Origin of the sequence: Streptomyces blastmyceticus (genome assembly GCF_039521185.1) — a bacterium.
In the GTDB taxonomy this organism is placed as follows: Bacteria; Actinomycetota; Actinomycetes; order Streptomycetales; family Streptomycetaceae; genus Streptomyces; species Streptomyces blastmyceticus.
This window is the reverse complement of the sequence record NZ_BAAABW010000004.1, coordinates 126,501-138,684: the sequence shown is the minus strand read 5'-3', so window position 1 is coordinate 138,684 and position 12,184 is coordinate 126,501. Positions and strand designations below refer to the sequence as shown.

Below are 12,184 nucleotides of genomic sequence, written 5' to 3'. Positions count from 1 at the left end.
TGGCCAAGCCGATTCGCCGATCGTCGGTGTGCTGTTTACCGGTTGTTGTGCTGGCGTTGGGCAGTCAAACGGAATGGATTCCTATCGTCGGCGACGTGCCATCACGAGCTGCCTCATCCTCGTCCGCGCCGCGGATCGCCGTGCTCGCCGACTCCGACACCCGGTGGAAATGGGGTGCGCTCACCGCGCACCGCCTCGCCCCCGGCGCCCGGCTCGACGGCCTGCTGCTGAGGGGCCGCGCGACGCCCACCGTCCGCCAGCTCGCCGAGGTCGGCGTGCGCGCGGAGACGCTGCGCGAGGTGACGGGCACCGAGTTCGTCCGCACGGCCGACCGCGAGCGGTACGACATCGTCGTGCTGGCCTGCGTCGGCGGCGCCGTGCAGGCCATGCTCCACGGACTGGCCCGCGCCTGGGGGGCCGCGCCCGCCCGCCCGGTCGTCGTCACCGGCTACGTCGGCGTCGTCTACGAGAAGCTGACCGACGGCCTCCTCCTGCGCCACGGCGCGGACGTCGTCCTCGCCAACTCCCCGCAGGACGCGGAGCGTTTCCGCGAGGTGTACGAGGGAGTGGGGGCGCCCGCGGACAGCGTGACGGAATGGGCGCTGCCGTTCCTGTCGGACGAGATCACCAAGGGCGAGCCCGAACCCCGGCCGTTCACCGTGGTGTTCGCCGCCCAGCCCTCCGTGCCCGAGAGCCGCGCGGACCGTGCGTATCTGCTGAACCGCGCGGCCCAGCACGCCCGGAAGCACCCGCTGCGCGACGTCCTCATCAAGCTCCGCAGCAAGCCCGGCGAGCACACCACGCACATCGAGGAACTCCCGTACCAGAAGCTGGCCGCCCGGCTCCGCGGCGGACTGCCCCCCAACTGCCGCCTCGTCTACGGCCACATGGGCGAGGTGCTCGACCGCACCGACCTCCTCGTCACCGTCAGCTCCACGGCCGCCCTGGAGTCCCTGCACCGGGGCGTGCCCACGGCCGTCCTCACCGACCTCGGCATCCGCGAGGCCCTCGGCAACCACCACTTCCTCGGGTCCGGCTGCCTCGTCTCCTGGGACCGGCTCGACGCCGGGCACCTCCCCGAGGCGGACGCGGACTGGGTCGCGCGCCAGGGCGTCGCCGCCGTCGGCCCGTACGCCCACGGCACCGTCCACGACGCCGCCCGGCGGCGCGTCGCCGCGCTCGTCGCCCGCCCCGCGCTCCCGCCGCTCGCCCCCTACTACACCGCCGCGACCGCCCCCGGCTACCTCCCCGCCGTCCTCGCCCGCCACGGCCTCGACCCCCAGGGCCGGCCGCTCCCCGGCGCCGCCCGGCCGCCCGGCGAACCGAGCGCCCTGCGCCGGGCGGTGCGGGAGGCGGCGCGCGGCGCGTACCGCCACGGCGTGCAGCGCGTCGCCCCCGTCATCCGGCGGCTGGGGGAGCTGTGAGCGTGTCTGTTGAAGGAGTCGCCATGTCCGCAGTCCTGGCCGTCATCCCCGCCCGCGGGGGGTCGAAGGGCGTCCCCGCCAAGAACCTCGCCGCCGTCGGCGGCGTGCCGCTCGTCGCCCGCGCGGTACGGGAGTGCCGGGCGGCCCGCCTGGTCACGGACGTCGTGGTCTCGACGGACGACCCCGGCATCGCGGCGGTCGCCCGGGGCGCCGGGGCGGTGGTGGTGCAGCGCCCGCCGGCGATCGCGGGGGACACGGCGTCGAGCGAGGCGGCGGTGCTGCATGCGATGGATGCGTACGAGGCGATGTACGACCGGGAGATCGGCACTGTCCTGTTGGTGCAGTGCACCAGCCCTTTCCTTACCGCGGCCGACGTCGACGGCGTCGCGGCCGCGGTGGTGGAACAGGGCGCGGACACGGCGCTGACGGTGGCCCCGTTCCACGGCTTCGTGTGGCGGGAGGAGGGTGAGTTTTCCCCAGCCCCGCCCCTTCCCGAAACCGGGGGAGACCCCCAGACCCCCAGCGTCCTGCGGGCGCGACCTTGGCCACAGCAAGCCCGTCCGGCGATTGAGGACACGCGGCGCAGCCGCGTCGACGTGGTGGAAACGGCCTCCGCTGGCGGCTGTGGCGTCAACCATGACAAAGCGCACCGCCCCCGCCGCCAGGACCGCCCCCAGGATCTGCTGGAGACCGGCGCCGCCTACGCCATGCGAGCCGACCGCTTCCGCGCGGAGCGCCACCGTTTCTTCGGGCGCACCGAACTCGTCCGCACCGACCCCGCCCGCGTGCTGGAGATCGACGACCCGCACGACCTCGCGCGGGCCCGGGCGCTCGCGCCGCTGCTCGACGGGCCCGCCGCCGCGCTGCCCGCGCGGGGGGACGTCGACGCCGTCGTCATGGACTTCGACGGCACCCAGACCGACGACCGGGTGCTCATCGACGCGGACGGCCGGGAGATCGTCGCCGTGCACCGGGGCGACGGCCTCGGCGTCGCCGCCCTGCGCCGCGCCGGGCTCGCGCTGCTGATCCTGTCGACCGAGGCCAACCCGGTGGTCGCCGCGCGCGGCCGCAAGCTCGACGTGCCGGTGCTGCACGGCATCGACCGCAAGGACGTGGCCCTGAAGCAGTGGTGCGACGAGCGCGGGATCGCGCCCGAGCGCGTGCTCTACGTCGGCAACGACGTCAACGACCTGCCGTGCTTCGGCCTCGTCGGCTGGCCCGTCGCCGTCGGGAACGCCCATGACGCCGTGCGCGGCGCGGCCCGTGCGGTGACCTCTGCACCCGGTGGCAGCGGAGCCCTCCGCGAGATCGCCTCCTGGCTCCTCGGCCCCACCCTCCAATCCGCCTGACCGATGCCCTCACCGAGCCCTAAGGAACCGCCCCAGATGAGCCCCGCCCAGCGCACCCGCCCCCTCGGCACCAAGACCGCCGGACCCGGCCACCCCGTCTACATCACCGGCGAGATCGGCATCAACCACAACGGCGACCTCGACAAGGCCCTCGCCCTCATCGACGCGGCCGCCGACGCCGGCTGCGACGCCGTGAAGTTCCAGAAGCGCACCCCCGAGATCTGCACCCCGCGCGACCAGTGGGACGTCGAACGCGACACTCCGTGGGGCCGGATGACGTACATCGACTACCGCCACCGGGTGGAGTTCGGCGAGGAGGAGTACCGCCGGATCGACGAGCACTGCCGCGAGCGCGGCATCGACTGGTTCGCCTCGCCCTGGGACACCGAGGCCGTCGCGTTCCTGGAGAAGTTCGACCTGCCCGCGCACAAGGTCGCCTCCGCCTCGCTCACCGACGACGAACTCCTGCGGGCCCTGCGCGCCACCGGCCGTACGGTCATCCTCTCCACCGGCATGTCCACCCCGAAGCAGATCCGGCACGCGGTGGAGGTGCTCGGCAGCGACAACATCCTGCTCTGCCACGCCACCTCGACCTACCCGGCGAAGGCCGCCGAGCTCAACCTCCGGGTGATCCACACACTCCAGGCGGAGTACCCCAACGTGCCCATCGGCTACTCCGGCCACGAGACGGGCCTGCAGACCACCCTGGCCGCCGTCGCCCTCGGCGCCACCTTCGTCGAGCGGCACATCACCCTCGACCGGGCGATGTGGGGCTCCGACCAGGCCGCGTCCGTCGAGCCGGGCGGCCTCCAGCGGCTCGTACGCGACATCCGTGTGGTGGAGGAGTCGCTGGGGGACGGGGTGAAGCGGGTGTACGAGAGCGAGCTGGGGCCGATGCGCAAGCTGCGTCGCGTCGCGGGCGTCGTCGCCCAGGGCGACCGCGAGCAGGCCGCCGACCGCGAACCCGCCGCGGTCTGACGGGCCCTGAAGGTGTCCGTGCCCGCAGGGCCGTCCGCCCGCACCGCCCGCACCCTCGCCTTCGTCGAGAGCCCGGTGCAGCTCCTCAACGTCCTCGAATGGGCGCACGTCACCGGTGGCCCGGGGACGGACACCCCCCTGCCCGGGCCCCGCGAGGGGGACCGGCCGCTGCGCGACGGCATCCCGCGCCAGCCCCGGGACCGTGACCTCGCACCGGTCCGGCCCGTCGACACCGGCCTCGTGGTCGTCGTCCTCGCCCCGCACGACCCCATGACGCGGGGTCAGCTGCGGCGCATGGCCGAGCTGGCGCGGGACCAGGGGCACCAGGTGCGCTGGGAGGAGGCGCGGGGCGGGCCGGGGGCGCCGGTGCAGACCGTCGGCGGCCTCGCGGGCGCCCTGCGCAAGGCGCACCGCGTCGTCATCGGGGACCCGTTCTCGCGCTATGTGCAGCTGCTGCTGACGATCACCCGGGCCCGGGAGCTGGTCGTGGTGGACGACGGGACCGCCACCATGGAGTTCGTCGCCCAACTCGCGCGCGGGGAGCGCCTCGTGCGGTGGCACCGGCGCGGCAGTCGTGGGGCGCGTGACATCGCCTTCGCGCCCGTCTCCGCTTCCGCGCGCCGTCGGCTCACCCCGAACGACCGCCGGGCGGTAGAGGTGTTCACCGCGATGCCCGTCGAGCCGCCGCCCGGCGTGACCGTCACGCCCAACGACTTCGCCTGGACCCGCGCCACCTTCGGCCCGCCCCGTCTCACCCGTGGCACGGACCTCGTGGGCACCTCGCTCGTCGAGACCGGCGTCGTCGACCCGGACCGCTATCTGGACGCGGTCGCGGCCCTCGCCCGCACCCACGGCGCCACCCGCTACTTCGCGCACCGCCGGGAGAGCCCCGACAAGCTGCGGCGCATCGGGGCCAGGGTGGGTCTGGAGGTCGTACGCCCCGAGCTGCCGCTGGAGCTGATCGCGCGCCGGGGCCCCATTGGCCGCACCGTCCTCAGCTTTCCCTCGACCGTGGTGCACACCCTGCCGCTCGCCCTCGCCGGGACCGGCGTCACGGTCGCCGTCTGCGACATCGACCCCGTATGGCTCACCGAGGGCGCCTCGCCCAGGGCCGAGGGCTTCCTCTCCGAGGTGACCGACACCGCCCCTGATGTGCGACGACTCCCGGTCATGCCGCTGACGGCCCCTTGAGCCGTAATAATTGGTCATACCCTCCCCGCGACCCATCCATGCGGCTGAACTTTTCTAGATCTGGGGGCAGTTGCCCGGGTGAGGGCTCTACCCTTCACTGCGTGAACCATCTGATGCCTTTGGACGCCGAACCCGACACCGTCGACGCCAAGCTGCCCGGTGCACTCCCTTCCGCGCTGCGCGCCGAACTCATCGCGTTCCGCCGGGACTTGCACATGCACCCGGAGCTGGGGAACCGCGAGTTCCGTACCACCGCGGCGGTCAAAGCGAGGCTGGAGAAAGCAGGGCTCAAGCCCCGCACCCTCTCCACCGGCACCGGGCTGTTCTGTGACATCGGGCGGGACGCCGTGCGGGAGACGGGCCGGCACACCACCGTCGCCCGGGGCATGCTCGCGCTGCGCGCCGACCTCGACGCGCTGCCCATCCCGGACACCAAGACGGTCCCGTACCGCTCGACCGTCCCCAGAATGGCGCACGCCTGCGGCCACGACGTGCACACCACCGCCGTGCTCGGCGCCGGTCTGGTCCTCGCGGACCTGGCCGCGAAGGGCCTGCTGCCCCACCCGGTCCGGCTGATCTTCCAGCCCGCCGAGGAGGTGCTGCCCGGCGGCGCCCTCGACGCCATCGAGTGCGGGGCGCTGGAGGGCGTGGGCCGGATCATCGCGGTGCACTGCGACCCCAAGGTCGAGGTCGGCCGCATCGGCCTGCGGCAGGGCGCGATCACCTCGGCCTGCGACCGGCTGGAGGTGTCGCTGGACGGCCCCGGCGGCCACACCGCGCGGCCGCACTTCACCACCGACCTGGTGACGGCCGTGGCCCGGGTGGCCACCGACGTCCCCGCGGTGCTCGCGCGCCGGGTCGACGCCCGCTCGGGCCTCTCCCTCACCTGGGGACGGATGGAGGCCGGGCACGCCTGCAACGTCATCCCGCAGCACGGCGAGCTCTCCGGCACCGTCCGCTGCCTCGACCTGCACGCCTGGCGGGACGCCCCTGACCTGGTGCACGCCGCGATCGACGAGGTCGCGACCCTGCACCGCGCCAAGTCGGAGATCAACTACGTCCGCGGGGTGCCCCCGGTCATCAACGACCCCGAGGTCACGGAGCTGCTCCGGCGGGCCATGACGGCGCGCCGCGGGCCGCACTCCGTCGAGGACACCGAGCAGAGCCTGGGCGGGGAGGACTTCTCCTGGTATCTGGAGCACGTCCCCGGCGCGATGGCCCGGCTCGGGGTCCGGCCGGTGGGCGACAACACCCGGCGGGACCTGCATCGCGGTGATTTCGACGTCGACGAGGGGTCCATCGAGGCCGGCGTCGAGCTGTTCACCGCGGCGGCCCTGCTGGACGGACGCGCTTCATAGACAAAATCGGTCGGCAATCGGTCAGCAGATGATCGGCAATCCGTCGCCAATCGGGTCAAGAGGCGTTCGCGTCGATCCGATAACGGCTTTGAAGCACCCCTTTTATCTCCATCTACGCGCGTTACGATGCCCGCGAACCAGCGCCGACGGAGGCGCTTCGAGTGAAGGGGCCCCTTCGTGCGCCGGGTATCCACAATCACTGTCGCGGGTGTCACCACCGCGGCTCTCGCATTCACCCTCACCGCTTGTGGTGAGTCCTCCACCGAATCGGGTGGCGGCAAGAGCAAGGGCGTCGGCCTGGCGTTCGATGTCGGCGGCCGTGACGACCACTCCTTCAACGAGTCCGCCGCCCGCGGTCTGGACAAGGCGGAGAAGGAACTCAAGGTCAACGGCAAGATGATGACCGCCAAGAACGGCGAGACCGAGGCGGAGCGCGAGCAGCGGCTGAGCTCGCTCGCCGACGCGGGCTACAACCCGGTCATCGGCGTGGGCTTCAACTACAAGAACTCGATCGAGAAGGTGGCCAAGGACTTCCCGAAGACCACCTTCGCGGTCGTCGACTCGGTCGCCAGCGGCTCGAACGTCGCCAGCATCACCTTCGGCGAGCACGAGGGCTCCTTCCTCGCCGGTGTCGCCGCCGCGCTGAAGTCCAAGACCCACAAGGTCGGCTTCATCGGCGGTGTGCAGAACGCGCTGATCCAGAAGTTCCAGGCCGGATTCGAGCAGGGCGTGAAGTACGCGAAGCCCGACACGGACATCCGTTCCGAGTACCTCTACACGAGCAACGACAAGGGCTTCAACGACCCGGCGTCCGCCAAGGACAAGGCCAAGGGCATGCTCGACTCGGACATCGACGTGATCTACAGCGCGGCCGGTCTCTCCGGCAACGGTTCGATGGAGGCCGTCGCGGGCAAGAAGGGCGCCTGGTCCATCGGCGTCGACTCCGACCAGTACCAGCAGCCGGGCCTGGAGAAGTACAAGAGCTCCATCCTCACCTCGGTCGTGAAGAACGTCGACGTGGCGGTCTTCGACCTCATCAAGAGCGTCCAGGACGGCAAGCCCTTCACGGGCGAGCACCAGTACCTGCTCAAGGACAACGGCGTCTCGCTGGCGACCTCGGGCGGCTTCATCGACGACATCAAGCCGCAGCTCGACGAGGCCAAGAAGAACATCGTGGACGGCAAGGTCAAGGTCAAGACCTCCCCGTGACCTTGTGGGACCGGCTCCGGCCGGTCCTGCGCGGCCACGGGCCCGGTGGCGGGGGAGAGCCCCCGCCACCGGGCCCGCACATGCTCCCCGCGGCAACGCTCGGGGAGCCTCCGGCCAACGCTACGCGCGTAGCTTCCTGTTGACGCTGTAGCGTCGCCCCCGCCCTCCCGGAGCCCGCCCCGGTCCCCGCCCGGCCGGCCCCGGTTTCCTCCCGCTCCCTTCCCCGAGGAGAGTGCGCCATCAAAGCGTCCAAAGAATCCAGCGGTTCCACGGCCCCCGCAGTGGAACTCGCGGGTATCACCAAGCGGTTCCCCGGTGTCGTGGCCAACCACGACATCCACCTCACGGTCCGTCGCGGCACCGTCCACGCCCTCTGCGGCGAGAACGGCGCCGGCAAGTCGACCCTGATGAAGATCCTCTACGGCATGCAGAAGCCGGACGAGGGCATCATCACGCTCGACGGTGAGCAGGTCACCCTGCACACCCCCGCCGACGCGATCGCGCGCGGCATCGGCATGGTGCACCAGCACTTCATGCTCGCCGACTACCTCACCGTCCTGGAGAACGTCGTCCTCGGCGCCGAGAAGCTCCACGGCATCGGCGGCAAGGCGCGCGCGAAGATCAAGGAGATCTCCGACTCCTACGGCCTCGGCGTCCGCCCCGACGCCATGGTCGAGGACCTCGGTGTCGCCGACCGCCAGCGCGTGGAGATCCTCAAGGTCCTCTACCGCGGCGCCCGCACGCTGATCCTCGACGAGCCCACCGCCGTCCTCGTCCCGCAGGAGGTCGACGCGCTCTTCGACAACCTCCGCGAGCTCAAGGCCGAGGGCCTGACGGTCATCTTCATCTCGCACAAGCTCGGCGAGGTGCTCTCCGTCGCCGACGACATCACCGTCATCCGGCGCGGCACCACCGTCGGCACCGCGGTCCCCAGCGAGACCACCCCCAAGCAGCTCGCCGAGCTGATGGTCGGCAGCGAGCTGCCCTCGCCCGAGACCCGCGAGTCGACGGTCACCGACACCCCGATGCTCACCGTCGAGGACCTCAAGATGTCCGCCGTCGACCCCGACGGCGTCGTCCGGGACGTGCTCGGCGGGATCTCCTTCACCATCCGCAAGGGCGAGGTCCTGGGCATCGCGGGCGTGGAGGGCAACGGCCAGGCCGAGCTCGTCGAGGCCATCATGGGCATGCGCACCCTCGACTCCGGCACCGTCGCCCTCGACGGCACCGACATCAGCCAGGCCCCGACGCGCAAGCGGCGCGAGGACGGCATCGGCTACATCCCCGAGGACCGCCACCGGCACGCCCTGCTGCTGGAAGCGCCGCTGTGGGAGAACCGCATCCTCGGCCACGTCACCGAGAAGCCCAACAGCAAGGGCGCGCTCCTCGACCCCAAGGCCGCCCGCGCCGACACCGAGCGCATCGTCCGCGAGTACGACGTGCGCACCCCCGGCATCGAGGTCACCGCGGCCTCCCTGTCCGGCGGCAACCAGCAGAAGCTGATCGTCGGCCGCGAGATGAGCCACCTGCCCAAGCTGCTCATCGCCGCGCACCCCACCCGGGGCGTGGACGTCGGCGCGCAGGCGCAGATCTGGGACCAGATCCGCGAGGCGCGCCGCGAGGGCCTGGCGGTGCTGCTGATCTCCGCCGACCTGGACGAGCTGATCGGGCTCTCCGACACCCTGCGGGTGATGTTCCGCGGCCGCCTGGTCGCCGACGCCGACCCCGCCGCGATCACCCCGGAGGAGCTGGGCTCGGCCATGACCGGCGCCGCCTCCGGCCACCTTGAGCACGTAGACGAGCAGGAAGAGGAAGGGGGCGACGACGCATGAGCCTCGCGAAGAAGTTCGACAAGAACAAACTGATCCTGGGCCTCGCCGCGCCGCTGCTGGCGATCGTGGCGGCCGTGGCCGTCACCTCGGTGATCATCGCGATCACCGGGAAGGACCCCTTCCACGCCTACCAGGTCATGGCCGACTACGGGTCGAAGAGCGACTCCCAGGTCTGGATCATCAACAAGGCGGTCCCGTACTACCTGTCCGCGCTGGCCGTCGCCATCGGCTTCCGGATGAACCTCTTCAACATCGGCGTCGACGGCCAGTACCGCATCGCGGCCTTCTTCGCCGCCGTCGTCGGCGGCGCCATGACGATGCCGGGCTTCATCCAGATCCCGGTCATCATCATCACCGCCATGGTCGTGGGCGCGATCTGGGCGGGCATCGCCGGCCTGCTGAAGGTCACCCGCGGCGTCAACGAGGTGATCAGCACGATCATGCTGAACGCCATCGGCGGCTCGATCATCGGTTACTTCCTCCAGGACGGCCGGCTCGGGAAGAAGGAGGGCAACATGATCCACACGCCCGTCCTGCCCGACTCCGCGCACTTCTTCGAGATCCCGACCCAGCCCAAGCCGATCTACGGCTTCGTCGTGATCGCCGCCATCGCGGGCCTCGCCTACTGGTTCGTGCTCAACCGCACCCGGTTCGGCTTCGACCTGCGCACCGTCGGCCAGTCCGAGTCCGCGGCCGCGGCCAGCGGCGTCAACGTCAAGCGCATGGTGATCACCTCGATGGTGCTCTCCGGCGCGACCGCGGGCCTCGTCGGCATGCCGACCCTGCTCGGCGTCTCGTACAACTACGGCACCGACTTCCCCGTCGGCATCGGCTTCACCGGTATCGCCATCGCGCTGCTCGGCCGCAACAACCCCATCGGCATGGCGCTGGCCGCCCTCCTCTGGGGCTTCCTCGACCGCACCAGCACCCAGCTGGAGTTCGAGGGGTACGCGCAGGAGGTCGTCGGCGTGGTCCAGGGCGTCATCGTCCTGTGCGTCGTCATCGCGTACGAGGTCGTCCGCCGGTACGGCCTGAAGACCCAGCAGCGGAAGGTCGGCGAGGAGCTCGCCGCCCAGGCCCGCAAGAGCGACAAGGCGGAGGTATCCGCGTGAGCACCACCTTTACCGACGCCGTGAGCAACGCGCTCAGCGGCAAGAACAAGCCCGGGGCGCGCAAGCTCTCCACCCCCGTCGTCCTGCTGGTCATCGCGGGCGCGCTGATCCTGGTGTCCGCGCTGCGCGAGATCACCAGCGCCGGCGACCTCACCTCCTCCGGCCAGTTCAGCGGTGCCCTCGCCGCCGCCGTGCCGATCGGCCTCGCCGGCCTCGGCGGCCTGTGGGCCGAGCGCGCGGGCGTCGTCAACATCGGCCTCGAAGGCATGATGATGCTCGGCACCTTCTGCGCGGGCTGGATGGGCTGGCAGCACGGCCCCTGGGCCGCGGCGCTCGCCGGTGTCATCGGCGGCGCGCTGGGCGGCCTCGTGCACGCCGTCGCCACCGTCACCTTCGGCGTCGACCACATCATCTCCGGTGTGGCCATCAACATCCTGGCGCTCGGTGTCACGCAGTACCTCGCCAAGCTGACGTTCGGCGCGGAAGGCAGCGCGGCCCAGAAGGCGGGCGGCAACGACAAGCAGTCGCCCGTCATGGACAACATGCCGAACTTCTCCATCCCAGGCCTGTCCGACTGGCTGAACAGCGTGGAGAAGCACCACTGGTTCTTCGTCTCCGACCTCGCCGGCATGGTCGACGGCCTGGTCACCGACGTGTCCTGGCTGACGATCGTCGCCGTGGCGCTCTTCGCCGGCACCTTCTACGTGCTGTGGCGCACGGCCTTCGGTCTGCGCCTGCGCTCCTGCGGCGAGAGCCCGGTCGCCGCCGAGTCCCTCGGCGTCAACGTCTACACCTACAAGTACGCGGCCGTGGTCGTCTCCGGCGCCCTCGCGGGCCTCGGCGGCGCGTTCCTCGCCATCGGCACGCACATGTACTCCGACGGACAGACCGGCGGGCGCGGCTACATCGGTCTCGCCACCATGATCTCCGGCAACTGGCGGCCGGGCGGCGTCGCGATGAGCGCGGGCCTGTTCGGCTTCATGGACAGCCTCCAGCTGCGCGGCGGCGGCGCGACCGTCCACGCGCTGCTGCTCCTCCTCGCCGTGCTGCTCGTCGGCTTCGCCGCCTGGCGGCTGCGGACCGGCAAGCGCCAGGTCGCGATCGTGGCCGGTGTCCTCGCCGTCGCGCTGATCGTCTGGTACGCGCTGACCAAGACGGTCCCGCTGGAGTTCGTCGACGCCACCCCGTACGTCGTGACGCTGCTGGTGCTGTGCGTCTCCGCGCAACGCCTGCGGATGCCCAAGGCGAACGGCAAGCCGTACCGGAAGGGCCAGGGCAAGTGATCTCTTCCTCGCAGTCCGTCGACTGGGACGAGCTGCGGACGCTGGCCCGGGACGCCATGTCCCGGGCCTACGCCCCGTACTCCGACTTCCCCGTGGGCGCCGCGGCGCTCGTCGACGACGGCCGCACCGTGACCGGCTGCAACGTGGAGAACGCCGCCTACGGCGTCGCACTGTGCGCCGAGTGCGGGCTGATCTCCGACCTGTTCTCCTCCGGTGGCGGCCGTCTGACGGCCTTCACCTGCTGCGACCGCAAGGGCAACGTCCTGATGCCGTGCGGCCGCTGCCGTCAGCTGCTGTGGGAGCACGGCGGCCCGGAACTCGCGGTCGACACGACCACGGGCATCCGGCCGCTGTCGGAGCTGTTGCCCGACGCGTTTGGGCCCGCCGACCTGAATCGTTGAAGATGTCCCTAAGCGCCGGACGGGCTGATGATCAGCCCGTCCGGGTC

The 12,184-nt window shown here is 71.4% G+C and carries 10 protein-coding genes; all 10 read left to right on the top strand.

What is annotated here, in order from left to right; genetic code table 11:
• The first annotated feature begins 134 nt into the window (after positions 1-134).
• Positions 135-1,424, top strand: coding sequence for a DUF6716 putative glycosyltransferase (locus ABD269_RS04865; protein WP_344116532.1), 1,290 nt, complete (start codon positions 135-137; stop codon positions 1,422-1,424).
• A 23-nt stretch (positions 1,425-1,447) separates the two neighbouring features.
• The gene (locus ABD269_RS04860; protein WP_344116345.1) at positions 1,448-2,773 is read left to right on the top strand and encodes a cytidylyltransferase domain-containing protein; all 1,326 of its coding nucleotides are present in this window, start codon (positions 1,448-1,450) and stop codon (positions 2,771-2,773) included.
• Positions 2,774-2,809: 36 nt separating this feature from the next.
• Positions 2,810-3,751 carry an N-acetylneuraminate synthase family protein gene (locus tag ABD269_RS04855; RefSeq protein ID WP_301892842.1) on the top strand — a complete coding sequence of 314 codons (942 nt, stop codon included), beginning with the start codon at positions 2,810-2,812 and terminating at the stop codon, positions 3,749-3,751.
• Positions 3,752-3,763: 12 nt separating this feature from the next.
• Complete coding sequence (locus ABD269_RS04850) at positions 3,764-4,942, top strand: hypothetical protein (protein ID WP_425572834.1); 1,179 nt, start codon at positions 3,764-3,766, stop codon at positions 4,940-4,942.
• 113 nt (positions 4,943-5,055) lie between these two features.
• Positions 5,056-6,300 carry an amidohydrolase gene (locus tag ABD269_RS04845; RefSeq protein WP_301894355.1) on the top strand — a complete coding sequence of 415 codons (1,245 nt, stop codon included), beginning with the start codon at positions 5,056-5,058 and terminating at the stop codon, positions 6,298-6,300.
• A 177-nt stretch (positions 6,301-6,477) separates the two neighbouring features.
• Complete coding sequence (locus ABD269_RS04840; protein WP_344116342.1) at positions 6,478-7,509, top strand: BMP family lipoprotein; 1,032 nt, start codon at positions 6,478-6,480, stop codon at positions 7,507-7,509.
• Positions 7,510-7,790: 281 nt separating this feature from the next.
• Positions 7,791-9,341, top strand: coding sequence for an ABC transporter ATP-binding protein (locus tag ABD269_RS04835; RefSeq protein ID WP_344116340.1), 1,551 nt, complete (start codon positions 7,791-7,793; stop codon positions 9,339-9,341).
• A complete protein-coding gene (locus tag ABD269_RS04830) occupies positions 9,338-10,453 on the top strand; it encodes an ABC transporter permease (RefSeq protein ID WP_301892838.1) in 1,116 nt (371 codons plus the stop codon). Before ABD269_RS04835 ends, ABD269_RS04830 begins: the two co-directional genes overlap by 4 nt.
• Positions 10,450-11,736, top strand: a complete 1,287-nt coding sequence (locus ABD269_RS04825) for an ABC transporter permease (protein WP_344116337.1) — start codon at positions 10,450-10,452, stop codon at positions 11,734-11,736. The genes ABD269_RS04830 and ABD269_RS04825 overlap by 4 nt, the downstream gene beginning before the upstream one ends.
• Positions 11,736-12,137, top strand: coding sequence for a cytidine deaminase (locus ABD269_RS04820; protein ID WP_301892834.1), 402 nt, complete (start codon positions 11,736-11,738; stop codon positions 12,135-12,137). Before ABD269_RS04825 ends, ABD269_RS04820 begins: the two co-directional genes overlap by 1 nt.
• Positions 12,138-12,184: the final 47 nt, after the last annotated feature.

Coding starts and splice junctions, on each gene's coding strand:
- ABD269_RS04845 (WP_301894355.1), top strand. CDS start 5,056: ATGCCTTTGGACGCCGAACCCGACACCGTCGACGCCAAGCTGCCCGGT.
- ABD269_RS04860 (WP_344116345.1), top strand. CDS start 1,448: ATGTCCGCAGTCCTGGCCGTCATCCCCGCCCGCGGGGGGTCGAAGGGC.
- ABD269_RS04855 (WP_301892842.1), top strand. CDS start 2,810: ATGAGCCCCGCCCAGCGCACCCGCCCCCTCGGCACCAAGACCGCCGGA.
- ABD269_RS04830 (WP_301892838.1), top strand. CDS start 9,338: ATGAGCCTCGCGAAGAAGTTCGACAAGAACAAACTGATCCTGGGCCTC.